The sequence below is a fragment of the Geomonas anaerohicana genome (assembly GCF_016458305.1).
GTDB classification, from domain to species: Bacteria; Desulfobacterota; Desulfuromonadia; order Geobacterales; family Geobacteraceae; genus Geomonas; species Geomonas anaerohicana.
Genome location: NZ_JAEMHL010000001.1, coordinates 355,771 through 381,653, shown reverse-complemented (window position 1 = coordinate 381,653; position 25,883 = coordinate 355,771). Strand labels below are relative to the sequence as shown.

Genomic DNA, 25,883 nt, shown 5'->3' with positions numbered 1-25,883 from the left:
TCCCCGTACGTTTTTTCTGACACTGGTGCCGTTGACAATCGATGCCATCGGAGCTCTAATGAGATAAAAAAGGTCTTCTTGGCAACTCTTGCAATAGGAGAACGATCTCAAGGTGCAGCACCTTGATCATGGGCTTTCGGCTACTAGATCCAATCTCAGAATCTCATTGTCCTTTAAGGGCTTTGCCTGATTTTTCAGTAGTGGAGGGTACGGCCATGAAAAAATCAACCAACAGCAGGGCCGCCGCCGGCAAGGCAAAGCCTTCCTTCGTGGTCGGCCTCGGGGCATCGGCCGGCGGCCTCGCGGCCCTGGAAAAATTCTTCGACACCATGCCCACCAACAGCGGCATGGCTTTCGTCGTGATTCAACATCTCTCTCCCGACTTCAAGAGCCTGATGGACGATCTGCTGGCCCGACACACCAAGATGTCCATCCACCGCGTTACCAACGGCATCACCCTGCGTAGCAACTCCATCTACCTGATACCCTCCAAAACCCACATGACCGTCTCCAAGGGCAAGCTCTACCTCACTGAGCTTCTGCCGTCGCAGCACTCCGAGCTCCCCATCGATGTCTTCCTGCGCTCGCTCGCCGAAGATGCCGGACCGCAGGCCATTGCCGTGATCCTCTCCGGCACCGGCACCGATGGTTCGCGCGGCGTCCGGGACATCCACGATGCCGGCGGGCTGGTGCTGGTGCAGACGGTGGACTCGGCGCAGTTCGACGGCATGCCCCGCAGCGCCATCGCCACCGGATTTTGCGACCTGATGCTCGATCCCGAGGAAATGCCGGCAGCCATCGTGCGCTACGCCCGCACCCCGCCCGAGGAGCGGCGTCAGGCGTTGTACGGCTACCTGGCCGATGACCAGTACCACGGCGAATACCAGCAGATCTTCGCGCTTTTGAGAAGCCAGTACAATATCGACTTCTCCAAATACAAACCGCCCACCATAACGCGCCGTATCCAGAGGAGGATGGAGTTCTGCCATGTCGGGGAATCGACAGCCTATGCGGCCCTCTTGGCCCGGGACCCCGAGGAGCTGGATGCCCTGTACCGCGACCTGCTCATCGGCGTTACCGAATTCTTCCGCGATCCCAAGGCCTTCAAGGTCCTGGAGGAGATCGTCATACCGGAGATACTGCGGGGGCGTAAGGATCACGACGAGGTGAGGATCTGGTCGGCGGGATGCGCCACCGGCGAAGAGGCCTACACCCTCGCCATCCTCTTTACGGAGAAGGCGCGCGAGCTGGGGTTCACCGGGAAGATCACCATCTTCGCCACCGACGCGCACAGGAAGTCGATCGAGACCGCCTCGCAGGGCAAGTTCGAGGCGCAGCGGCTGAGAAACATGTCCAAGGAGCGCCTGCTCCACTTCTGCCACCAGGAGGGGAACCACTACTACATGAGCCCCGCCCTGCGCAAGATGATCGTCTTTGCCACCCACAACCTGATCAGCGATCCTCCCTTCACCAGGATGGACCTGATCTGCTGCCGGAACCTGCTCATCTACCTCGATCCCACCGCCCAGGAAAAAGTGCTGGCGCTGTTCAGCTTCTCGCTGCGCAACAAAGGGTTCCTGTTCCTCGGCAGCAGCGAGGGAATCGGCAAACGCTCGCCGGGACTGGAGACAGTGGACAGTCCATCCAAGCTTTTCCGCAAGACCTGCGACCTCAGGTTCGCCGCCGACCTCGGTATCAGCAATGTTCCGGCGCGGTCATCCCTGCCCGCCCTGCAGCGCATCGAGCGGGCCTCGATCAGCATGGACCGCCAACTGCTCAACGACTACGATCTCCTGCTGGGCCAGTACATGCCGTGTGGCGTCCTGGTCAACGAGAAGCGCCAGATCCTGCATCACTTCGGGGACGCCTCGTCTTTCCTCAAGCTCCCGACCGGGCGCTACGAGAACGACATCCTGGGCCTGATCGACGATGCGCTGAGAATCCCTTTGAGCACCGCTTTCCATAGGGCGGAGAAAGCCAAGACCGACATCATCATGAAAAAGATCGTGATGCAGGTCGGCGACGCGAAGAAGCGCTTCGATTTGCTGGTGCGCCTCCTGCCGGATCGGAAGGCGCAGGTGACGCACTTTTTCATCTCTTTCACCCCTTCGCGCGTAGCGCCGGAACCGATGCAGGAAGAGGATCCGGCAAGTGGCACCGCGGAACTGGCCTCCGAACACGTGAAGCAACGCATGCTGGAACTGGAAGGGGAACTGCAGGCGGTCAAGGAGAGCCTCAGCACCACCATCGAGGAGCTGCAGACCTCGAACGAAGAGCTCCAGGCGACCAACGAGGAGCTGCTGGCCAGCAACGAGGAGTTGCAGAGCACCAACGAGGAACTGCACTCGGTCAACGAGGAACTGTACACGGTCAACTCGGAGTTCGAACTGAAGAACAAGGAACTGCTGCAGCTCAACCGGGACCACGACAACCTGCTCTCCAGCCTGGAGGTCGGGCTGGTGTTCCTGGACCAGAACCTGCGCATCCGCAAGTACAACTCGTCCCTGGAGCGGATCTTCAAGCTGCTGCCGCAGGACGTCGGCCGCCCCATCGACCACATCGCCTACCATCTCACTGATCTGCAGTCGATGCTGGAAGACGCGAAGACCGTGCTCAGGACCGGGCAGCACATAGAAAAAGAAGACTGCACCAGCGACGGGCTGTGGTTTTTGAACCGCATCTTCCCATTCCGGACCGAGTCGGGGTCGGTGGACGGGGTGGTGCTCACCTTCACCGACATCACGGCCCTCAAGCGCGCAGAGCAGGCGGCCCACGTATCGAACCGCGAACTGGAGCGCAAGGTGGACGAGCGCACCCAGGAACTGCGCTTGGCCAAGGAGGCAGCGGACAAGGCCAACGTGGCCAAGAGCCTCTTCCTCGCCAACATGAGTCACGAGATCCGGACACCCATCAATGGCATCCTGGGCGTGGTGCAGCTCCTGGAGATGACCTCCCTCACCCCCGAGCAGCGCGATTTCCTGAAAACCATGCAGCAGGCGACCGGCAACCTCTTGGCCATCATCGACGACATCCTCGATTTCTCCAAGATCGAGGCGGGCAAGATCGGCATCAACAGCGAGCGTTTCATGCTGAGCGAGGTGATGGACGAGACGCTGCGCGTGCACACGCCACGACTGCTGGCCAAGGGACTGAAACTGGATTGCACGCCGCTGGACGCACTGCAGTTGGGACTGATCGGGGACCCGCTGCGACTGAAACAGGTGCTCTCCAACCTTTTGTCCAACGCCATCAAGTTCACCGAGCAAGGGGTCATCTCCCTGCAGGTGGAGACTTCCCCGGCCGGGCCGAGGCAGCTGAGGCTCCACTTCATCATCGCCGATACCGGGATCGGACTGGAGCCATCGATGGCGCAGCACCTCTTCGAACCATTCACCCAGGCGGACGATTCCATCACCCGCAAGTTCGGCGGCACCGGCCTCGGGCTCGCCATCTGCAAGCAGCTGGTGGAACTGATGGGGGGGACCATCTGGCTGGCCAGCAAGCCTGAGCGCGGGGCAGTATTCCACTTCACGGTGGTGTGCCGGATTGCCGCGAGCGCCAATGGCGAGGCAACGGAGCAACAAGGCACCGACGCCCCCCCGGCGCGCGACAACGCCCTCAAAATCCTGCTGGCGGAGGATGACGCGGTAAGCCGCGAGCTTTTGACGCAGATGCTGAAGCGGTCGGGGCACCATCCCACGGTGGTGGCCAACGGGCGCCAGGCCCTGTCGCGCGTCGCCGAGGAAGAGTTCGACGTCATCCTGATGGATATCTCCATGCCCGATATCGACGGGCTGAGCGCCACGCAGGCCATCCGGCAGCTGCCGCAGGACAACCCCAACCGCGAGGTCCCGGTCTTCGCCCTCACCGCTCACGTCATGGGTGAGGCCCAGGAGCGCTTCCTGGCGGGCGGGGTGACCCAGGTGATCACCAAGCCGGTGGACTTCAAGGCGCTGCGGGAAGTACTGGAGCAGTACAGCACCGAGGGCGAATCGGAATCGGCCGGAGCGTAATGAGTCCGCTGCTGCGGCTCGTACCGTGCCGTTCCGGCCGTAACCTTTCCCTCCTTGCATCAAAAAAGGCCCTCGGCATGTTCGCCGAGGGCCTTTTTTGCAACTCACGCACGCCCTAACATCTCAGCTTGTACTCCGGTGCAGATAACGCGGCTCTGGGGGCCGGACGCGTCACTGAGGCGGAGGTCGCGGGCACAAGATAGAACACAAGGCCGGTCCTGTTGCTGCTTATCACGTACCCTGTGTAGGTTTTTGTCACATAGCCCGTTTTGGAGATGGTGAGGGTATAGGTTCCTGCAAGGATGCCGGAAATGCTGAACGTGCCTGCTGTCCCGGTAATGGCGCTCTTGCCGGCGATGGACACCGTTGCTCCGGGAAGCACCGTTCCCGTCGCGCTCCCTCTGCGCACCGTGCCGCTGATGGTATAGGTCGGCAGCGGTGTCAGGTAGAATACGAGCCCTGTCCTGTTTCCGCTCACCACGAAGCCCGTCATGCTCCTCGTCGCATAACCGGCTTTGGAAATCGTCACCGTGTAGGTTCCCGCCAGTATGCCCGAGATGCTGAACGTACCGGTGCTGCCGGTTACAGCGCTCTTTCCTGCCACGGCGACCGTCGCTCCGGGGAGAATCGGTCCCGTGCTGCTGCCGCTGCGCACCGTGCCGCTAACGGTGTAAGTGGGCAACGGCACCAGGTAGAATACCAATCCCGTCCTGTTGCTGCTCACCGTAAATCCCGTCACGGTCCTTGTGGCATATCCCGCTTTCGTGATCGTCACCGTGTAGGTTCCCGCCAGTATGCCGGAGATGCTGAACGTTCCGGTGCTGCCGGTGACCGCGCTCTTCCCGGCAATTGCCACCGTTGCTCCAGCAAGCAAAGGTCCCGTAGTGCTCCCCTGTCTCACGGTCCCGCTTATGTAGTAAGTGGGTGCGGGAGTGAGGTAGAAGACCAGTCCGCTCTTGTTGCCGTTAACCACGTAACCCGTGTAGGTCTTCGTCACATATCCGACTTTCGAAATGGTCAGCGTGTAGGTTCCTGCTACGATGCCGGTTATGCTGAAGGTGCCCGTGCTGCTGGTAACCGCACTCTTTCCCGCGATGGAAACGCTCGCCCCGGGAAGTACCGGTCCGGTGCTGCTGCCCGCATGCACGATGCCGCTTATGGAGAAGGCGTTGGGGAAGTAAAAAACAAGGCCGGTAAGATCCCTATCGACCACCAGTTGTGCCGTCCTGGTTACGTACCCCGTTTTGGAAATCGTCACCGTGTAGGTGCCGGGAAGGATTCCCGATACGTAGAAGGTTCCGGCACTGCTGGTGACTGCGGTCGACCCGGCAATGGAGACAGTTACTCCGGGAACGGCCGGGCCGGTGGCGCTTCCGCTTCTCACCGTCCCGCTCACGGAGTAAGTCGGGCTCAAGAGGAAGCCCCGTACCTCTCCGTTCAGGCGTCCTCGGCCGACGATCTGTCCGTAGTTGTTGATGTCAAGCTGAGAGTCCGGCACGTCCTGAAGGCTCCACCCCGAACTCGCCGGCAAAAGGGTGTTGATATTCACCATCGAACCGCCCTGGTACAGGAAAGGGACCTGGTGGTAGCCGCCCCCCTCATACCCGCTGCCGACGACTTGACCGAGGTCGTTCAACGCGTCGGGATATGCATACTCCCACCCGGCGCCGATAACCGTGGCGATACCGTTTCTGTAGATAACCCCGTTCATGTCCTCGGAGACGTGGCCTATCATTTCACTGCGGTTGTTGAGATCCAGTGGCGTAAAAGGAAGTTCCTTCCACGTACCGCTAGCGTAGAGGTAACTTGCCTCGCATTCCCAGGCGGCGCACATGTTTTGATAGAACGTGGCTTGACCGAGGTTGTTCAGTGCCGTTGGCGTATACGGGGCCTGACCCGGATAACCTACTCCGCCCGAGATGTCCTTCACGACCCCGTTCTGCAGGAGGACCGGATAGTCTCCGGCGCTACCCAGGATTGTTCCGCTGTCATTCACGCCCACGGCCTGGGTCAGGCCCGATGTAGCGAACAGGTCGGTGAAGCCTGACCCTGTTAGTCTGAAGCCCCTTCTGGCTCCGTTTTGCTTGAACGTTCCCACGATCTGCCCCGAAGAGTTCACATCCAGGGCCTCGCTGTCGGTCCCGTTGAACGTCCCCAGATCTTTCGTAATCCCTCTTGAATAGTAAAAGGCGGTGTGATGTCCGTCTGACGTTGTTTTGTATCCGACGACCACGCTCTTGTTGTTGATGCGCACCGGGGTGGTCATTGGACCGAGATCGACGATTTTGTACGGACCGGCGCTGGCCGGCGACTGAATAACGACCAGCGAAGTCAAAAATATCAACAGGCTGAATAGGTTTTTCATGCAACCTCCTTCGGCAGATTGAATGCTATCTGCCATTCATACTGTCGTAATTTCTGGATGCTGCTGCGAAATACCTCCTTCGTTTTGAATTTATCTTGCCCTTGTCCCGGAACAGTTGGTAAGTATATTCATGCCCCCCCCAAACTCAACGAACGAGGAAATTAAACTCGCCAAAAAAGATTCTAATAAGTGCATCCGCAGCGAAAGCGTGCTACCATCCCGCCCCACCTGATAACAAGATGGAGCCTGACTGTCGGGGAAACCAAGCCCCGGCCCCATTCGACCATTCAGGTGCACTATCACTCCTGGAGACCCCGCCCCCCCATGTCAGCAACAAGCACCATTTCGCCCATGCTCACCGGCTTCGGCCTCGGCGCGAGCCTCATCGTCGCCATCGGCAGCCAGAACGCCTTTGTCCTCAGGCAGGGACTCAAGCGACAGTACGTTTTCACGGTCTGTACGGTCTGCTTTCTGTGCGATTCGCTGCTCATCGCGCTTGGCGCCGGGGGATTCAGCTCGATTGTCACCGCCTCGCCGCGGCTGATGCAGGTCACCCTCTGGGGCGGCGTGGCCTTTCTTTTCTGTTACGGAGTACGTGCCTTCATGTCTGCGCTGAAACCCGGTGCTCTGGATACAAGCGGGGGAGATGACGTCGTCGACGGACTCGCCAAGGTCGCGCTCACCACTGTTATGCTCAGCCTCATCAACCCGCATGCCTTCCTTGACACGGTGGTGCTGCTAGGCAGCCTGGCCGGGCGCTATTCCGGGGGCGCCCGCCTGCTCTTCGCCGTGGGCGCGATGTCCGCCTCCTGTGCCTGGTTCTACGGCATCGGCTACGGCGCCAGGGTGCTGGCCCCGCTGTTCCGGCGGCCGGTAGCGTGGCGCTTGCTCGACATCCTCGTCGGCTGCACCATGTGGGCGATCGCCGGCAGCCTCGCCTTTGCCAGGTAACGTCGCGACGCCCGCGCCGCCCCTTCCGCAGCACGCGAACACAAAAAGAGCGGCCCGATCCCAAATCGAGCCGCTCTTTTCATGCCATTCTCCCGGCGCAGGCCGGTCCCACTGCTCTATTTGCCGCCCCCGAAAAATGTGGCGGCCAGGCCTGGCGGATGAAACATCCCGGCCTAGATGACGCGGGGACGGTTGCGGTTCAGGAACATGCGCACCGCGAGATACACCACCGGCAGTATCCCGATGATGAACAGGATGTCCCCCGGCAGACGCATCCACTCGAAGAAACGCACCAAGGGATCGGCGAAGAATTCCGGCTGCCGCCCCTGCCAGTACGAGGTGGTCAGGATCTTTTTCAGCTGCAAAAGACCCACCGGGAAGAGGTTCAGGAACAGCATGCAGGCAAGCCCCAGGTTGGTACACCAGAAGGCGATGGCCATGGCGCGGTTGCTGGCACGATCCAGTGGGACGAAGTAGCGCGCGACGAACATGAAGAAGCCCAGCGAGAGCATGCCGTAGACACCCATCATGGCGCCGTGCCCGTGGTTGGCGGTCCACTGGGTACCGATCTCGTAGTAGCTCACGATGGGGAGGTTGATCAGGAAGCCGAACACCCCGGCGCCCAGGAAGTTCCAGAATCCCACCGCAATCAGGAACATGACCGCCCACTTGTGCGGGAACATATCGGCGGCGGTACTGAGCATGGAACTCCCCGCCGGGGCGCCCAGCCCCATGAACTTCCACGCCTCGTAGGTGAGCAGCAGGAGGGGAATCACCTCCAGGGCTGAGAAACAGGCACCGAACGCCATGTGCACCTCGGGCTGTCCGCTGAAGTAGAGATGGTGCATGGTCCCCAGCACGCCGCCTATCGAGTAGAGGATGATATCCAGGTAAATGATGGTGGTGGCGACCCGCGCCCGTACCACCCCGAGCAGCATGAAGACGTAGGCCACCATGATGGTGGTGAAGAGCTCCAGGAAATCCTCTACCCAGAGGTGCACCACCCAGAAGCGCCAGAACTCCACCTGGTTGAAGTGGGACGCCTTGCCGTAGAGCATCCCGGCCGCATAGAAAAGTGGAATGGAAACGGCGCTGTAGACGAAGAGCCAGGGCATGTTGCCGGGATGCTCCCCACGCAGCCTGTCCCTCATGCCGCGCACCAGGATCACCAGCCAGATCAGCATCCCCACCGTCAGCAGTATCTGCCACAACCGTCCCAGGTCGAGGTATTCCCACCCCTGCGAGCCGACCCAGAACCACGGGCCGCCGGTGGCCAGCATGCCCTTGAGGCTCATCGCCTCCCCGGTCAGGCTCCCCAGCACCACGACCACCAGCGCGCCCAGGAGAACCAGTGCCAGCTTTTCCTGGTGCGGCGGCTCCTTGCCAGCGATCATGGGGGTCAGGAAGATCCCCATGGCGAGGAAACTGGAGGCGACGAAGAAGAGGGCAAGCTGCACGTGCCACATGCGGGAGAGGTTGTACGGCAGGATGTCCCCGACTGAGAAGCCGTAGAAGCCGGCGGGCTCCACGTGGTAGTGGGCATTGACCCCGCCCAGGAGCCCCTGCAGCAAAAAGAGCCCTGCCACGACCAGGAAGTACCACGCCACCGTGCGTTGCGATGGGGTGAGCGCCACCTTTTCCGGGGCCTCCATCTTGGCCGCGTACTCCTCGGCGGTATGCCAGCCGAGGAATTCGTAACGGCCGAAGACAAACAGGATGGCGCCGGTGCCGCAGAGAAGCGCAACCAGGCTCAGCACGCTCCACACCAGGATGCCGGAGGTGGGACGGTTGCCCGACAGCTCATCGGGTGGCCAGTTATTTGTGTAGGAGTGGTCGGTTCCGGGACGCTGTGCGGTGCTTGCCCAGGCTGCCCAGGAGAAGTAGGCGGTGAGCTTCCTGATCTCCTCGGGGTCGCTCAGGTAGGGGCGCTGCAACCCCTGCTGCACCTGGGTCGGCCCGAACCAGCCGCGGTAGTAGTCGATGAGTTCCGTATGGGCGCGCGCCCGCGCAGGAGTGAAGGTGAGCAGCCCCGCGTCCGGGGCGTAGCTGTTTTCCTTCAGCTCGGTGCGCACCTTGGCTGCCGCCTCTGCAGCAGACAGCCCTTGCGCTGCATAGTACCCCGCCTCCTTCTCGCCACCCAGGTGCAGGTATTGGGCAGTGAAATCGGGACCGAGGTATGCGCCGTGGCCGAAAATGGTGCCGTACTGCATCAGCCCCAGCTTCTGAAAGATCTGCTGCCCGGCGATGACGTCGTCTCCGGAGTAGAGCACCTTACCGTCCGTCGTTCTCACCTCCCGCGGGACCGGTGGTCCGTCGTAGGAATTGCGGTAGGCGAGATAGCCAAGCACCGTGAATCCGAACAGGAAGGTGATTACGGCGGTCACCAGCCATCGGGGCGAGAGAACCAGGTTCCTTTCAGGTACGTTCATTTAAACCTCCGGCAGGCCTAGTTTTACCTCCAAAGCGAGTAAGTGTACCCCAACACAAACGTTAGACCACCCCTCACGGTCCGGATTACGCCATCCAGTCCTAAAGGAACAGGACCAGGGAAGAGGGAGCAGAACCTGAACAGGCACGAACGGCCAGCTGTGCAACACCTGAACAGCACCCTGCAAGTACGAGATCAGCCACCAGTCTAATAAGCTGTAATTACACACGTTATACTTCAGGATAAAAACTGTCCGCTTGGCACCCTCCTTGTACTGATCCCGGGTAAGTACCGAACCAGTACAGGAGTCAGCCATGAAAACCGCAAACCCGATCAAAGCGACGCTTTTAGCGATAACCACCCTTGCCCTGCTCACCATCATCTCTCCCGCGCTCACCGCGACGGCGCACGCAGACGACTCGGACCCGGGCGAAGTCCGCGGCAAATGCCCCTATTCCCTCCAGCTGCAGAAGTCGGTCGAGGCCCAGCGGGCCTACCTGGTGAAAGTGGAGCGCGCCAAGGCCAGCAATCCCATCGGCACTCCTGAGGAAATCGCAGGCGGCAGCGTGAAAGAACCTGTGGAGATGACAGAGCAGCTCTCGGTGGCGTGGCTCTCCTTCACCTGGGGCTCCGCCAGCGCGACCGCGCAGGCGACGTCCACTAAAGAAGGCGAAAGACTCTAAAGAAATGGTGCCGGGTGCCGATTAGGAACGGCATCACGTGCACTGGAGGGAAGGATGTCCAATCGTTTCAAAGATGCCGCACTGGTCGCTTTCGCAGCGGGCCTGCTGATAACAGGGGTGGTCACCGCTCCGGCCGCGCCGCCGCCGCAGATCGATCCGCTTTCCAAGGAATGCATCGGCTGCCATGACGGCTCCGCCGGCCCCAACGTCGAGGTCAACCTGCGCAACGACCCCACCCGGCCGGGATCCCACGTGCACTCCTTCAACGGAGAGCACCCCATCGGCATGATCTACCAGAGCTACGTGGACATGAAACCCGGATACAAGCCGATCTCCGCCGAGGAGCGCAACATGATCATGGTCAACGGCGCCGTCGGGTGCCTCACCTGCCACGATCCGCTCAACCCCGCCAAGGGGCACCTGATCAAGAGCGACAAGAACAGCGCGCTCTGCCTCACCTGCCACGACAAGTAGGCGGCGCACCCCCCGCACTGTAACAAAGAAGCCCCGTGGCCGAGCCACGGGGCTTCTCTCATTGCAGGGTTCGTTTTCCAGCACCGGCTCCCGATTCTGTCTGCAGGACGGCCCAGCCGAGGCAGACCCTTTAGTAAGCACACCTTTCCGGCAGCGCCACAACCGGATCAGCTAGCCGTGGGCAACCCTATCACCGTTTTCGCCATAGCATTCCTGCACGAGGCTGGAGCGACGTCTTGAGGCCTTCGTCAGCCCGCCAGTTCGTGCCACGGCCGCTGCATGCGCAGCCGGACCGGCCTTGTCCGCCGACCGGAAAAACGCGATGCTGGCCTGCAGCGCTTCCGCTTCCGTACTGAGTTCCGCCGCCGTCGTGGCCATCTCCGCACTGGCGGCGGCATTCTTCTCTATGATTTCGTTCAACTGCTGCACCGCACCATTGATCTGCCGCGTGCCGGCCTCCTGTTCTTTGCAGGATGCGGAAATCTCCTGCACCAACTCCGCGGTTTTCTCGATGTTGGGCACCATCTCCACCAGCATCCGCCCCGCCTTTTCGGCGACCTCGACGCTGGTGAAGGAAAGGCCGCTGATCTGCACCGCCGCGGTCTGGCTCCTTTCCGCCAGCTTGCGCACCTCGGTGGCGACGACGGCGAACCCCTTGCCGTGCTCTCCTGCGCGCGCGGCTTCGATGGCGGCGTTGAGCGCCAGCAGGTTGGTCTGGCGGGCAATCTCTTCGATCACGCTGATCTTGCCGGTTATCTCGCGCATCGCCTGCACGGTGCGCTGCACGGCCGCACCGCCTTCCTGCGCCTCGACCGCGTTTTTCACCGCTATCTTCTCCGTTTCGGCGGCATTGGCAGCATTGCTGCTGATATTCATGTCCATCTGCTTCAGGTTGCTGGAGAGCTCATCGGCAGCCGCAGCCTGCTTCGCAGTACCCTCGCTCATTTCTTCGGAGCCCTGGGCGAGCGTCTGGCTCCCCATCACCACGTGATCTGAAGTGGAACGTACCCCCGCGACCACCTGGCCCAGCCGCCCGACCATCTCGTTGAGGGCGTGGATGAGCTGTCCCACTTCGTCGTTTTGGCGCAGTTCCAGGCTTTGGGTCAGGTCTCCCGCCGATACCGCCTGGGCGAAGCCCACCCCTTTGCGCAACGGAGCGCTGATCAGGCCGGCGATGATCAGTCCCAGGCCCACGGCCAGAACGATCCCGACCACACCGGCCGCGGCCATCATCTTGGTGGCCGAATCGGCGACCCGTGTATTTTCTGCTGAGGCCAACTCGGCCTGTTTCAGCTTCGCCTGCACCAACCGGTCGATCACCTCCTGATAGTGCATGGCGGCCTTTTTGCCGGCGCCGTTTAACACCGCGCGCGCCTCTTCATCCTTATTGGCCTCTGCCAGGGCGATTGTTTTCTCTATCTGCTGCCCGTACTCGACCCTGACCATTTTGTACTCTTCGAGTAGATCGCGCTCTTTCTGCGTCTCTATCGTTTTCTCCACGGCCTTGACGTTGTCGCCTATTTCCGCCCGGATGCTCTTGATGGACGCTATGACCTTTTTCTTTTCCGCAGGATCCGTTGCCTCCACCAGCTCACGCAGTCCGATCCGCACCCGCTGGAACCCCACGGCCATCTCGCCGATGTCACCGAGAGGTACCGTTATCTTCTGATACAGCCATTTGTCCACCGTCCCAATACCGCGGATCTTGCTGATGCCGATCCAACTGATGCCGCCGGCGATCAGGGCAAGAATTAAAAAGCCCCCCACAAGTTTGAATCTGATCTGCAGATCGAGAAACCACCGCATGAACTCTCCCCCTTGGTGACATAGCTCTTCCTACTACTGACATAGTGATCCCGTGTGACATTGGTTATCGGTCCCACCTTGGATCAACTTAAGCACTTGACTGTCAGAAAAATCGTCAGTGGATGTGTTGAGACTGCTATGACGATGAAAGTGGTTGTTTCATCGCCATTCCGGCAGCCCGCCTGCTCAACCGTCGGCACTCCCCACAGGGGCATTGCCGACCTGTGCACCTGCCTTGACAAGGAGAAGAATTTTCATTAGGGTACCGGCCAAGGCAGCCACGGGGCAAAGCTGCCGGACGGACCGTCCCCATCTTCCCATCCGACCCAATAGAAAAGCCCTCAGGCAGCGCCGAGGGCTTTCTTTTTCGCTCCACTGCATACAAAGGAAAGTACGACCGCATGATCCACGAGCAGCACTTTACCTATCGCCCCATCGGCCTGTTGCGTTCCCCCTATTCCCGCCGCATCGACGCCCCGCATCAAAGCACGGTGGTTGCAGGAACCGAGACCGGCGACTTTGCCACTGCGACCCTGGAGCTCCAGGACTGGCTGGATGAAAAGGCGGTCCAGGACCTGGGAGGGTTCCAACGGCTGTGGCTCATCTTCGCGTTCCACCTCAGCGAGGGGTGGAAAAGCAACGTGAAGCCTCCGCGCGGGGGACCCAAACGCGGCGTCCTGGCGACCAGGTCGCCGCATCGCCCCAATTCCATCGGCCTGTCGGCCGTGGAACTGGTCAGGGTGGAAGGAAAGACGCTGCACCTGCGCGGGGTGGATCTGCTGGATGGGACACCCATCCTCGATATCAAGCCCTACGTACCGTACGCAGACGCCTTTCCGGAATCGAAGGCGGGCTGGATCGACGAGATGGATGCCAAGGTGGGGCGTTACTTCGCACCGGGGCCGCGCAAGCCGAGGTGAGCGGCGGCGGTCTCAAGGGGAGACTGCTTTAAGGGGACAGGCACCTGCGGAGCCAGTCCCCTTACGTCGTAGGAGCTTCGAGCACCTCGCGCAGGGCCTCGGAAACCGCATTCATGCAGGTGTCCTTCCCGAAGTTACACCCGATCCCGCCCAGGGCCTTGACCGCCTCGTGCGGGTCGAGCCCCGACCTAAGGCCGTAGGAAAGTATCCTGGTCAGGCCGTCGAATACGGCGGCCCCGCAATGACCGGCCTTGCCGAACCGGACGAAGATCTCGAACGGTTTCCCCTTGGGGTCCATGGTGACGGTGACGTAGATCCTGCCGCAGTGAGTTTCTTTCTGGAAGGTGACGCTTGGAACGGAACCGGGACGCGCCTTCTTCTTCATAGCTGCCCCCTCTCTCAAAAGCGGGTAAACGACGCCTGATAGTATATCCGCAGCCGCACGTGCCGTTTACAGTTTTTTGACCTACATCAAGGAATTCCTCCCGGGCATATGGTTTACATGTGCCCTGTTTTTTTACTTACCAAAGGGGAGGACATTGCATGATTCATGGTTTGAAGAAACTGGGAGGGGCGCTGGCGCTGGTGCTGATGCTGGCCGGGGCGGCTTTCGCCGGGAAGAGCAACTGTATCACCTGTCACGAGAAGGTGACGCCCAACATCGTGAAGGATTTCCTGTCCGGTGAAATGGGCAAAAGCGGCAGTGTCGACTGCTCCAGCTGCCACGGCACCGCCCACCAGAGCGCCAAAGACGTCGCCAAGGTGACCATGCCCACCGAGAAGACCTGCAAGGAGTGCCACACCAAGCAGCATGACCAGTACGCCTCCGGCAAGCACGCCGCCGCCTGGGTGGCCATGGACGCCATGCCGACCAACAAGATCCAGCCCCACGCCTACATCCAGGGGATGAAGGGTTGCGGCGGCTGCCACAAGGTCGGCATCCGCGACGAGAAGTCGCGCGCTGACGGGCAGTACGGCTCCCCGTGCAACTCCTGCCACACCCGCCACAAGTTCAGCAAGGCCGAGGCGAAGAAGCCGGAAGCCTGCCGCACCTGCCACATGGGCTTCGATCACCCGCAGTGGGAGATGTGGTCCAACTCCAAGCACGGCTCCATCTACCAGATGGAAGGCGACACCGGCCGCGCCCCCACCTGCCAGACCTGCCACATGGGCGACGGCGACCACAACGTGATGACCTCCTGGGGCTTCCTGGCCCTGCGTCTGCCGGAAGAAGACGCCGAGTGGATGGGCTACCGCGTCACCATCCTCAAGGGCCTCGGGGTCCTCGACCCGGCAGGGAAGCCGACCGGCCGTCTCGAGCTGGTCAAGGCCGGCAAGGTGGCACGCCTCACCAAGGAAGAGTGGCAGGCCTCCCGCGACAAGATGGTCGGCATCTGCAGCAAGTGCCACAGCGCGACCTACGCCAAGACCCAGCTCGGCAACGCCGACCAGATGATCAAAGAGGCGGACAAGCTGATGGCTGAGGCGATCACCATCGTCGCCGACCTGTACGACAAGGGTGTCATCAAGCCGCAGAAAGGGCAGCCGGCGTACCCGGACCTGCTCACCTTCTACGACACCAGGACCCCGATCGAGCAGACCCTCTACGTGATGTTCCTGGAGCACCGTATGCGTGCCTTCCAGGGGGCGTTCCACATGAACCCCGACTACGTCACCTGGTACGGCCTGGCCGAACTGCAGAAGGACCTGGTAGACATCAAGGCGGATGCCGCCGCGATGATCCGCGAGTCCGGCCACAAGAAGTAGCGGCACGGCACAGAAGCAAGCAGTCCCTGACAGCGGGGCGTCACCTGACGCCCCGCTGTTTTTTGCCCGTACCCGAACTTCACGCCAACCCCATTGCCACCTTGAGCAGTCGGAAATTTCGAAAGCACCCGCGGAAAAAGTCACATTGCACGCGTTGATATCAGGGTTACACTCAGTAGGTTTCTATCAAAGTGCGGAGGTGACTTATGGTGAAGAGGTTTTTGCTGGCGATCGCGATTCTTTCTCTCATCGGCGCCTGTGCGGTATCGCGCGTAAAGCAGGACTCCAACCCCGCTTACAGCGCCCATAACTTCAGCAATCACGAAGTCGACGTCTCCTGGAAAGCTGAAAACACGGACAAGGGGGTACGCATCGACGGCACCCTCAAGAACGTGCGGCCGGATCTTCCCTACACCTCCCTGCAGTTGACGGCAAAGCTCAAGGATGAAAGCGGCAAGGAGATCGGCAAAGGGACCAAGAACTTCGACGGGCGCTTCACGGGGAGCGAACCTTTCAGCATCGAGATCCCGGTGGCCCGGCCGGACAGCGTGAAAAGGGTTGATTTCTTCTACTCCTACGGCACGACCGAAGATTTCCACCGCAACGACTTCAGCAGCGTACCCTAGCCTCCAACGGCATCACCCAGATTCGGAACAAAAACGAAGGCCCTTGGCGCAAGCCAAGGGCCTTTTTCGTGTCACATACCTGCGCCGACCACAACCGCCCACCAGCTAATGCGGTTTCGGCCGCCTCCAACCACGCCATTCGCCGTGGCGGAGAGCCTTGAAGGAACCGACCAGCACTTCAGCGGGGATTACCAGGAGCCAGATGGTCAGGATCAGCGCTATCATGATCAGGAGCACCAGCAGTAACGTTTTCATAATGAGCCTCCTTCCCCTCTCTTAATAAGAGTTTAGCACAGGCGTCTTCACATGAACAAGCCGCCCTATCCGCTCGCTCCATTCACAGTGCCCCATTGATACGGTATCATTCATAACTGTTTTCTCCGGCCCGGCTCCCCCCCATCCCGGACAGCTCGACAACGAAGCATGAAGGAGGAACCGTCGTGCCCGATACCGCCCTGCCCATACCCGACAAACTGCAGCGCGACCTCGACTACCTGATGGACTGCCTGGCCGAGATGTTCAACGGGCTGGGCGAGTCGCAGCTTGCGGCCTGCCTCCCCAAGACCGGGTCGATGGCGCCCTCGGAGGATTGCAAGTTCGTCCGGGCCTGGTCCATCGCCTTCCAGCTGCTCAGCATGGCGGAAGAGAATTTCGCCGTGCAGACGCGCCGTGCAGTGGAGACCAGCCAGGGGCTCGTGGCCGAGCCGGGGCTTTGGGGACGCGTCCTGGAGAAGCTGAACCGCAGCGGCGTGCCGCAGGACCAGATCGCGGAACTCCTGGGCCAGATCAGGGTGGAACCGGTACTCACGGCCCACCCGACCGAGGCGAAGCGGGCCTCGGTACTGAGACACCTGCGCGAACTCTACCTCTTGCTGGTCAAGCGCGAGAACACGGTCTGGACTCCCCTGGAGCGTGACGACATCCGCGAAGAGATCGTGACCATGCTGGAGCGCCTCTGGCGCACCGGTGAGATCCACCTGGAGAAGCCGCAGGTCCTGAACGAGCTGGCCGCCATCATCTACCACCTGCGCGAGATCTTTCCCCAGGTGATCCCGATCCTGGACAAGAGGATCTGCCGCGCCTGGCGCGAGGCGGGACTGACGAGGCCCCTGTCTCCGCTCACCGACCGCCTGCCCCGGGTCTCCTTCAGCACCTGGGTGGGTGGAGACCGCGACGGCCACCCGTTGGTGACGGCCGAGGTCACCCAGGCCACCCTCACAGAACTGAGGCTGAACGCGCTCATGCTGATCCACGGGCAGCTCACCACCCTGGGCAGCCGGCTCAGCATCTCACGGCTGCTGCTCCCCCCTCCCCCCGAGCTGAAACGTCGCCTGGAGACGCTGGCCGCGCCGACCGGAGCCCTGGGCGTCGAGGCGCTCAAGCGCAACCCCGAGGAGCCCTGGCGCCAACTGGTCAACCTGATGAAGGCGAAACTCCCGGTCGATGTCTCGGGGGGGGAGGAGACGCTTTGCGGCGACTCCGGCTCCCGTTACTGCCGTTCGCAGGAGCTCGAGGACGACCTGCGGCTGCTCCGGGACACCCTGGCAGCCACCGGCGCCACGCGGCTGGCCTTAGCCGATGTGGTCCCTGTGCTGCGCAGCGTGGAGGTGTTCGGCTTCCACCTGGCTTCGCTGGACATCAGGCAGAACAGCGCCTTCCACGACAAGGCGGTGGAGCAGCTACTGGCGGCGGCCGGCGTGGCGGAACGCGGCTTCTCCCAGTGGCAGGAGCCGGAACGCCTCGCCTTCCTCGATCGCGAGCTCGCCTCGCCCCGCCCCTTCCTGCTCCCCGGCGCCAAGCCCGGCAAGGAAGCCGAAAGCGTGATCAGCTGCTACCGGGTCCTGGCGGCCCAGATCCGTGATTACGGCCCGCAGTCGCTGGGCGCCCTCATCGTCAGCATGACCCGCTCCCTCTCGGACCTGCTGGTGGTCTACCTGCTGGCGCGGGAAGCCGGGCTCGTGATGCGCACCGGCGAGGGACTGGCCTGCCTGCTCCCGGTGGCCCCCCTCTTCGAGACCATCAAGGACCTGGAAGGGAGCGCCACCATCCTGGAACAGTTCCTGGAACATCCCATGACCCGGCGCACCCTGGTGCAACTTGGCGGCGGGCGGCCGGTGCAGCAGGTCATGGTCGGCTACAGCGACAGCAACAAGGACGGCGGCATCCTGGCGAGCCTGTGGGGACTGTACCGCGCCCAGGAGGCCATGCTGGCGGCCGCCCGACGCCAGGGGGTGCGGCTGCGCTTCTTCCACGGCAGGGGGGGCACCATCAGCCGCGGGGCCGGCCCCACCAGCCGCTTCCTGCGCGGTCTCCCCGAGGGATCGGCTGCCGGCGACCTGCGCCTCACCGAGCAGGGGGAGGTGATCTCCCAGAAGTACTCCAACCCGCTCAACGCGGCCTACCACCTGGAACTGCTCCTCGCCGGCACCGCCGGCGTCAGCATTCCGCAGCGCGGCGGTCCGGGGCCGGGACACCCGCTGGAGCCGGTCATGGACCGCCTTGCCCGGCGCAGCCGCCTCGCCTACCAGCAGCTGCTCAACAGCGACGGTTTCGTCACCTTCTTCCGCGAGGCCACCCCCATCGACGTCATCGAATCGAGCAGCATCGGTTCCCGTCCGGCGCGCCGCACCGCCCAGGCAACCCTCTCCGACCTGCGCGCCATCCCCTGGGTCTTCAGCTGGAGCCAGGCCCGCTACTTCCTCTCCGGCTGGTACGGCATCGGCTTTGCGCTGGAAGAGCTCATGACCCAGGAACCGGACCTTTTCGGCGAAGTGGTGCGCAACTGCCAGAGCTGGACGGTACTGCACTACATCGTGAGCAACGCCGCCACCAGCGTCGCCAGCGCCAACCTCGCCATCATGAACAACTACGCCGACCTGGTGCACGATCCGGCCATCCGGCAGCCGATCTTCAACGCCATCGCCGTGGAGTACCAGCGCACGGTGAGGATGCTCGAGGAGATCTACGGCGGATCGCTGGCAGAACGGCGCGCCGCGGTGCACAGCTCGCTGGCCCGGCGCGAAGATGCCCTCAAGGTGCTGCACGAGCGCCAGATCGCCCTCTTGCGCCAGTGGCGCCAGGACGCGGTGCGCAAGGACAGCGCCATGTCGGGCGGGCTGTTGTTCCGGCTCCTGGAAACGGTGAACGCCATCGCCGCCGGACTGGGCACCACCGGCTGACTGCCTGCTCCGCCCGCCTCCTCTCGGGAGATTTCGCACCGCCCCCGCCATATATTCCTCATGAACTTATCGATGATCCTTTCTTAAGAAATCCTGCGCTCCCGCCGAAAAGCCGTATTAACTACGGGACAATAATGGCCGCAACAGGCGAGAGATTGTCACCCGCGGAGGAAGCCTTGCCATGACCATCAAGTCGAAGTTGATCCTGAACGCCGCCATCGTGCTGCTGGCTGTCGCCGCAGTCTCAGTCGCGAGCTTTCTCAGCATGAGCTCCATCAGGGGCAAACTCTCGTACCTCACCGAGAAAAGCACCCCCTTCCAGCTGCGCACGATGGAATTCCAGCGCGCCCTGCAGGGGGCCACGGCGGACCTGGTCAAGGTGGCCGCCGCCCACAACGAGGCGGACCTCGCCGCGGCCAGGAAAGAGGCGGAAAAATCGCTGGCCGAGGTACGCGGCGCCCAGGAGAAACTGGAGTCGGTTTCCGGCGAGAAGCTGGAAGCGTCTGCGGAATTCGGCAGCATCGCCCAGGAACTGTATGCCACCATGTCCGCACGGCTGGCTTCGGAGCGGGAATCGGCCCAGGCGCACACGCTGATCCTGCAAAAAGGGCAGGAGGCGAGCGCACGGCTCCAGGACCTGGAAGGGAAGGTGAGGGTGCTGCAGCGCTCCAGCTCGTCCGCCTATGCCGCCGCCAACGACGAGGCCGACAAAACGTCCAAGAACATCGCCAGTATCGAAACGCTCAAGGTGTCCCTGAAGGAGCTGAGGTTCCTCCTCTACGACATGCAGCGGGCCCCGGAGAAGAAGCAGATCGTCAACCAGTACGCGAGCACACTGAAAAAGGTGCAGCAAAACAGCAACATCCGGCACAACAAGCGGATCGGCGGCCAGTTCGCCGTGTTCACCGCCAAGGCGGAGCTGCTCACCAAGACCCTTGCCGAAGGAGGTGACCCGCGCCGGGGAGAAGCACAACTCAAGGAGGCGCTAGACGCGCTGAGCGAGGTGGATGACGAGATTGAGGACGAGGTGGACAAGGCACAATTGCAGGTGGGCAAGATATCGGGCAAGCTTCCGGGCTACCTGTCGCGTGCCAACGCCGCGGTCGACGTCCTCTCCATCAACACGGAACTGGTCTCCCTGGGCAAGTCGCTCGAAGGGCTGTCTGGCCGTCTCTTTTTCGCCGTCACCCCCGCCGAGCTCGACGCGGTTGCCGCTGAATTCGATCGGCGCTACGCGCGCCTGGGGCAGGTCCAACAATCGGTAGCCGCACAGCTTAAGGCAGCCGGGGCGCAAGGCGAGCTGCGCATCCTGGGTGGCGTGGCCGCTTCCCTGGCCGGCATCCGCGATACCGTGTTCGCGCAGAACGGCATCCTGGTCAAGCTGCATCAGAAGATGCAGCTCCAGGAGAAGGCGCAACGGGACTCGGCCCGGTTGCGGGAGGTGGTGGCCAAGCAGGCCGAGAAAGGGAAAAAAACCGTCTCCACCGCACAGGAGGGGCAGGAACAGGCGATCGGGACCGTGAACCGGACCATTCGCTTCAGCATGTCCCTGATCCTGGTCATCGCCGTCTGTACCGGGCTGTTGGGGAACCTCGTGGGCATGTGGATCTTCCGGAGCGTCTCCCGTCCCATCCAGCAGCTGACCGCCCTGGCGGAACAGGCGGCGGAAGGCAACCTTGCGGTCAGCATCGCCGCAGGCGGCAAGGACGAGATAGGGCGGGTTCAGCTGGCCATGGCGCGCATGCTGACCAGTCTCAGGAGCGTGGTGGGGAAGATCGGTGACGCCACCTCCACCCTCGCCAGCAGCTCAGAACAGATGGCCGCCACGGCCGGCGTCCTCGAAGACGGGGCCGCACGCCAGGCGCGCCGGGTCGAGGAATCGGCGCTCTCGATGTCACAGATGACCGCCACCACCGTCGACATGGCCCAGAATGCCTCGAGCACCGCCGGCGCCGCCGACACGATGATGGAGATCGCGCTCGCCGGGAAACAGGCGATGCAGCAGACCACCGAGCAGTTGCAGCGCTTTGCGCAGACCTTTTCGGAAACCGCGGGAATGGTGGAACAGTTGAGCGGGCAGTCGGCGCAGATCTGCGAGATCGGGGTCCTGATCCGGGACATCGCCGACCAGACCAACCTCCTCGCGCTCAACGCCGCCATCGAGGCGGCACGTGCCGGAGAGCAAGGCAGGGGCTTTGCGGTGGTGGCCGACAACGTCAGGGAACTTGCCGAGCGCACCGCGGCGGCCACCGCCGAGATCGACCACACCGTAAAGGCGATGCAGGACAGCGTCAACCGTTCGGTACGCAAGATGAGCGAGGAACGCACCTCGGTCGGCACCATCATGAACCGGGTCCAGGGCACCGAGGAGGCCATAGACCGGATGGCCACCTACGTGGAACAGGTGCACGAGATGGTTCGGCGCATCGCGGTCGCGACCGAGGAGCAGTCGGCGACCAGCAGTGAGGTCGGCCAGAACGTGGGCGAGATCGCCGGGCTCACCCGGGAACTGCGCGTGGCATGCAGCGGGATCCGCGAATCGTCAGCCGGGCTTTCCAGCCTGGCCTCAGAACTGAAAGGGATGGTGGAGTGGTTCCGGGTCTGACCTCGACCAAACTGAGGACAAAGCGAAGGCCCCCTTGCTTCTGCCAGGGGGCCTTTTGCATTGCTGCTGGTTGGGGAAAAAATCCCCGGGGAGGAGGACCAGCACCTCCTCCCCAGGCAAGGACGACTGATGCTACGGGTTGGTGGTGATGGGGAACGGCGTAGCGTTCACCCATCCGGAGGAAACGATGGCGCCGTTATTGGACCTGATCCGGTACCAGTACTTGGTGTTGCGGGAAAGCCCGGTCTGGGTCAGGGTGGTCACCCCGGCATTGACGGTGACGCTGTTCAGGTTCTTGGTGAAAGCCGAGTCGGTGGCTCTCTGGATGGTGAAGCCGGTTTCGTTGCTGGAAAGATCCTGCCAAGCAAGGACCACGCTCCTGCTGTTGCCGCTGTTGGCGCCGTTGGTGGCGGTGAAGTTCCCCGGTGCGGCCGGCTGTGCCGGGAGCAGGATGGTCGGGGAAACGGCGTACCCGGAGAGGCCGGCGACGTTCACGGCGGCGACGCGGTAGGTGTAGGTAGCGTCGGCTGCCGACAGGGTCAGGTTGTCGGTGTAGGTCACGTTGCCGGTGTTGCTGCGTGCCGGAAGCTTGGCCAGCAGGGTGAAGGCGCCGCCGTTCACGGAGCGCTCCAGTACGAAGCCGGTCTCGGTGGTCGCGTTGTCGGTGAAGGTGATGGTTACCTTCGGCCCGGCTGCCAGTGTAGCGGTCATGTTGGTCGGATCGACCGGGGCGCTACCGGTGAAGAGCGGCGCGGAGGCCGATTGCACGGTCATGCTCGGCATCTGGCCGCCGTAGCCGACGGTGTTCAGTGCCAGTACCTGGTACTCGGTCACCACGTTCGGGTTGTAGATGGCCGGATCCTGCAAGGTCTTCGGTCCGGTGGTGTTGGCCTGGTCCAGCGGAGAGGCGATGGTGCCCACGGTGGTCCAGGTGGTGCCGTCGGTGGTTTTCTTGACCACGAACGAGGTCTCGCTGATGGAGTTGTCGTTCCAGGTCAGGGTGAGCCGCGCCTTGTTGCCGTTGCCGGAGGTGGTGAAGGCGAGGCCGTCGGCAGCTTTAGGCGGCAGCGCCAGGGAGACCGGACGCATCATGTCCATCTCTTCGTGGCTCAGGATGTGGCAATGCCATACGTATTCCCACCCGAAGTTAACCAGCTGGTTGATGATCGGATTGGTCGGGTTGCCGGAGACGTCGGTGGGCTCGAACATCGCGGTGGAGCCGGCCGGCATCATCGGGTTGAGCATCCTGATGCTGTTCGGGATTTCGAACGGCAGCGTCGGTACGATCGGCCTCAGGGCGACGATGGTATCTTCCAGGGGGCTGATGCGCACGGTGTCTTTCCAGCCGAGTTCGTTGGCATCCGGCGGGATGATGATGTTGTCCCAGGTCACGCGGTTGATCACCTGCACGTCGTAGAGGTGGAAGTGGATCGGGTGGGTATCCACGCCGTTATGGGTGATTTTCCAGATCTGGGTGCCGTCCTGGGTCGAGATCGGGGTGATGTTCAGGTCACCCTTGGGCAGGTTGGTGCCGTTGATCAGCTCGGTGGCCGGGTTGACGTACGGGTACAGGATCACGTTCTGTGCGCCCGGGGCGGCCGGAACCGCTTCTACGCCGATGTTGGCGGTCATCCTGCCGAACTCGTCGAAGGCAACTGCGTTCATCTCGTCATGCAGCGCTTTGGGCTGCAGCGGGATCTGGAACTTGGTGGTCGGCGAGGCCAGCGTGTTGAAGCCGAACAGGTCGCCGCCCTGGTCGGAGATGCGGGCGAAGCCGTCGCAGGACTGCTTGGTGCTGCCCGGTGCGTTGCACCAGCTGGCGGCCGGGAAGTTGGTGCCGTAGGCCGAGTTGTAGGCGGCCTGACCCACGATGATCGGGTGCTGACCCGATTCGAACACGCCGGAGCCGTCGGCCTGGTGCGCGAACGCTGCCTGCAGCGAAGCAAGGTCGAAGGGTGCCGGGGTCACGGTCGGGTCGGGCAGCGGGTTGACCCTGATCTGCATCACGGTCCTGGTGTTGGGGCCGTAGCCCGGGATTACGCCGGGGGCGCCGACCGGAGAGAGGTCGGGGGAGCCGGTGTAGTAGTCGTAGCTCGCCACGCGGGCCGGGTAGGCCGCCGGGGCGTCGTTGTAGAGGATCAGCGTCTGGCCGGCGTACTTGGAGAAGTCGACGATCACGTCCGCCCTCTCGGCCGGTGCCAGTGCCAGGGAGTGCTGGTCCACGTTACCCACGTCGAAGCGGGTGGGATCGGTGATCCAGGTGATGGGCTGCGGCGGGATCACCGCCGGCGCCGGGAGGAAGCCGCCCTCGCTGCCGATCTGGATCCAGTCCGGCCCTTTCGGGGAGAGGGTGGTGTCCGGAGTCGGGAAGACGTTCGGATCAAGCTGTGCTGCTGCCAGTTCGGCCGCCTTGAAGGCCACCTCGGTGCCGCCGATCGGGTTGCCTTCGGCGTTGAGGGAGCTGCTGGCGGTGTTGGCGTCGGCAACGTACATGTGCAGGTTGAAGAAGCGGTCGTTGGCGGCGTTCAGGATGCGCAGGCGGTATGCCTTGGGATCGACCGTGGTGTACGGGTAGACGGTGCCGTTTACCACCGGCGTGTCGTTGAACTGCTCCATGCCCACCGAGATGTTCGGGGTGCCCGGAATCAACTCAGGCTCGCAGAACGGGTCGGTCTGGTACTGCCATGTGGTCGGATCGTTCAGATTGCACGGTACGGGAAGCGGCGTGGTGAAGGCGGTTGCCGGGTCCATGTTGTAGCGCGGGTTCGCAATCGGCGGGTACACCGGTTTGGCCGGGGGCCAGAACCAGGGGCCGTACATCCAGCGGCCGAAGGCGCTCATGCCGCTCGGGTCGCCCGGGTTTTGCGCCGGCATGTAGACGTGGTGATACCAGAGGTTGCCGAAGCCGCCCCAACGGTCGGCATCCCAGGTCGGATCCTGGTCGTAGAGCTGGCCGGTACGGGCAACCTTGTCGCCCTGCGGCACGAAGGTGCGGTCCTGGACGATGAGCGGGATGGTGCTGTCCGGCCCGGGGATGAGCCCCTTGCTGATCAGCGCCTGCTCGGCCTGGTCCTGGATCAGGTAGCCGGCAGCCTCGCCGGCATAGACGTTGAGACGGGTGATGCCCCAGGCGTGGTCGTGGTAGAACATGAGACGCGCGCTCTGCTGGTTGGTGTAGAAGAAGGTCATGGCACCCGGGCCCGGGTCGGGCATGTCGGGCACGTTCTTGACGCTCACCCCGGCGGGCCAGGGGGTCATCTCGTCCTTCGGGGTGATCCACTGGTGCGGGGTACCGTCGCTGATCCACGGGGTCACGCCGCCGTGCAGGTGCAGGGTCGCCCTGTTGTCCTTGAAGCACATGTCGGATTTGGGGTTGGCGGTGCACATCGGGTTACGCACCGCGTCGGTGACCGCACCGGAGTCGGTGGGGGAAACCATCGACATCGGCCCCATGCCGGAACCCATCATGGTTGCGTCGACCGGGAGGAACAGGTCGCCGCCTGCGTCCTTCGGCAGCAGGTTGCGGAACAGGATCCTGACCGGACGGTCTTTCTGGGCCACGATGACGGGTCCGAGGTAGTTGGGCGGTGTTACGCCGGTGTAGCCGGCGATGGATACCGTGCTGCCATCGACCATGGCGTTGGAGAGGGGCACCTGCTGGCCGGGGACCACCGTGGTGGAAAGCTGAACGTAACCGCGCAGCAGGGTCGGTGGCAGGTCGGAGTGCATCTTCTGGCGGTACTGCACCACCCCGATCTCGTAGTAATCGGCATCAGGATAGGTGGTGGTGTCGGCAACCGCCACCGGGAGGTACTGGCCCAGGTCGTTGGCGTTGGCTTCGCCTAAACCCGGCAAGCGGTTGACGAACTTCTTGATGCCGCCGGAAGCCGCACCGGTAACCGGGTCGACCGTCGGCAGCGGGCTCAGCGCCCAGTTGGGAGCCGGTCCGAAATAATGAGGGACTTTCGTTTCGTCGATGGCCTGTGCGGATGGTGGAGCCAGTCCCCACAGCGTGATCACCAGCGTTGCCAGGCACGCCACCAATGTTGTTTTCAGCCTGTCCATA

At 62.6% G+C, this 25,883-nt stretch carries 15 protein-coding genes; 9 read left to right on the top strand and 6 right to left on the bottom strand.

The genetic code is table 11. From position 1 onward, the window contains the following. Positions 1 to 215: 215 nt before the first annotated feature. Positions 216 to 4,013: a chemotaxis protein CheB gene (locus JFN91_RS01610; protein ID WP_199387471.1), complete on the top strand. Its 3,798-nt coding sequence runs from the start codon at positions 216 to 218 to the stop codon at positions 4,011 to 4,013. 115 nt (positions 4,014 to 4,128) lie between these two features. Here the strand turns inward: JFN91_RS01610 and JFN91_RS01605 are convergent, their stop codons facing one another. Next, positions 4,129 to 6,378: a carboxypeptidase regulatory-like domain-containing protein gene (locus JFN91_RS01605; RefSeq protein WP_199387470.1), complete on the bottom strand. Its 2,250-nt coding sequence runs from the start codon at positions 6,376 to 6,378 to the stop codon at positions 4,129 to 4,131. 324 nt (positions 6,379 to 6,702) lie between these two features. Here JFN91_RS01605 and JFN91_RS01600 point away from each other — a divergent pair, with 324 nt between their 5' ends. Further along, positions 6,703 to 7,329 (top strand): LysE/ArgO family amino acid transporter, encoded by a 627-nt coding sequence (locus JFN91_RS01600; RefSeq protein ID WP_199387469.1) that lies wholly within the window; start codon positions 6,703 to 6,705, stop codon positions 7,327 to 7,329. 173 nt (positions 7,330 to 7,502) lie between these two features. Here the strand turns inward: JFN91_RS01600 and JFN91_RS01595 are convergent, their stop codons facing one another. Further along, positions 7,503 to 9,758, bottom strand: a complete 2,256-nt coding sequence (locus JFN91_RS01595) for a nitric-oxide reductase large subunit (RefSeq protein WP_199387468.1) — start codon at positions 9,756 to 9,758, stop codon at positions 7,503 to 7,505. 313 nt (positions 9,759 to 10,071) lie between these two features. Here JFN91_RS01595 and JFN91_RS01590 point away from each other — a divergent pair, with 313 nt between their 5' ends. Together JFN91_RS01590 and JFN91_RS01585 are read left to right on the top strand one after the other, a co-directional pair. Continuing rightward, on the top strand, positions 10,072 to 10,440 hold the full coding sequence (locus tag JFN91_RS01590) for a hypothetical protein (RefSeq protein ID WP_199387467.1): 369 nt from the start codon (positions 10,072 to 10,074) through the stop codon (positions 10,438 to 10,440). A gap of 54 nt (positions 10,441 to 10,494) precedes the next feature. After that, positions 10,495 to 10,914 carry a cytochrome c3 family protein gene (locus JFN91_RS01585; RefSeq protein ID WP_199387466.1) on the top strand — a complete coding sequence of 140 codons (420 nt, stop codon included), beginning with the start codon at positions 10,495 to 10,497 and terminating at the stop codon, positions 10,912 to 10,914. 171 nt (positions 10,915 to 11,085) lie between these two features. Here JFN91_RS01585 and JFN91_RS01580 read toward each other — a convergent pair whose 3' ends face one another. Continuing rightward, a complete protein-coding gene (locus JFN91_RS01580) occupies positions 11,086 to 12,720 on the bottom strand; it encodes a methyl-accepting chemotaxis protein (RefSeq protein ID WP_199387465.1) in 1,635 nt (544 codons plus the stop codon). A 401-nt stretch (positions 12,721 to 13,121) separates the two neighbouring features. Between JFN91_RS01580 and tsaA the strand changes: the two genes are divergently transcribed. Beyond that, entirely contained in the window at positions 13,122 to 13,640 is a 519-nt protein-coding gene (gene tsaA / locus JFN91_RS01575) for a tRNA (N6-threonylcarbamoyladenosine(37)-N6)-methyltransferase TrmO (protein WP_199387464.1), read from the top strand. A 61-nt stretch (positions 13,641 to 13,701) separates the two neighbouring features. Here the strand turns inward: tsaA and JFN91_RS01570 are convergent, their stop codons facing one another. Further along, on the bottom strand, positions 13,702 to 14,025 hold the full coding sequence (locus JFN91_RS01570) for a TSCPD domain-containing protein (RefSeq protein WP_199387463.1): 324 nt from the start codon (positions 14,023 to 14,025) through the stop codon (positions 13,702 to 13,704). A 158-nt stretch (positions 14,026 to 14,183) separates the two neighbouring features. On the opposite strand from JFN91_RS01570, the gene JFN91_RS01565 reads away from it, so the two are divergent. Beyond that, a complete protein-coding gene (locus JFN91_RS01565) occupies positions 14,184 to 15,407 on the top strand; it encodes a multiheme c-type cytochrome (RefSeq protein WP_199387462.1) in 1,224 nt (407 codons plus the stop codon). Between the two features lie 206 nt (positions 15,408 to 15,613). Further along, entirely contained in the window at positions 15,614 to 16,033 is a 420-nt protein-coding gene (locus tag JFN91_RS01560; RefSeq protein ID WP_199387461.1) for a hypothetical protein, read from the top strand. 105 nt (positions 16,034 to 16,138) lie between these two features. Here the strand turns inward: JFN91_RS01560 and JFN91_RS01555 are convergent, their stop codons facing one another. Next, positions 16,139 to 16,288: a hypothetical protein gene (locus tag JFN91_RS01555; RefSeq protein WP_199387460.1), complete on the bottom strand. Its 150-nt coding sequence runs from the start codon at positions 16,286 to 16,288 to the stop codon at positions 16,139 to 16,141. 185 nt (positions 16,289 to 16,473) lie between these two features. Here JFN91_RS01555 and JFN91_RS01550 point away from each other — a divergent pair, with 185 nt between their 5' ends. Together JFN91_RS01550 and JFN91_RS01545 are read left to right on the top strand one after the other, a co-directional pair. Continuing rightward, a complete protein-coding gene (locus JFN91_RS01550; protein WP_328745352.1) occupies positions 16,474 to 19,212 on the top strand; it encodes a phosphoenolpyruvate carboxylase in 2,739 nt (912 codons plus the stop codon). 181 nt (positions 19,213 to 19,393) lie between these two features. Continuing rightward, positions 19,394 to 21,817 carry a methyl-accepting chemotaxis protein gene (locus tag JFN91_RS01545; RefSeq protein ID WP_199387459.1) on the top strand — a complete coding sequence of 808 codons (2,424 nt, stop codon included), beginning with the start codon at positions 19,394 to 19,396 and terminating at the stop codon, positions 21,815 to 21,817. Between the two features lie 132 nt (positions 21,818 to 21,949). On the opposite strand, the gene JFN91_RS01540 is transcribed toward JFN91_RS01545, so the two are convergent. After that, a complete protein-coding gene (locus JFN91_RS01540) occupies positions 21,950 to 25,882 on the bottom strand; it encodes a multicopper oxidase domain-containing protein (protein ID WP_199387458.1) in 3,933 nt (1,310 codons plus the stop codon). Between the last annotated feature and the right edge of the window lies 1 nt (position 25,883).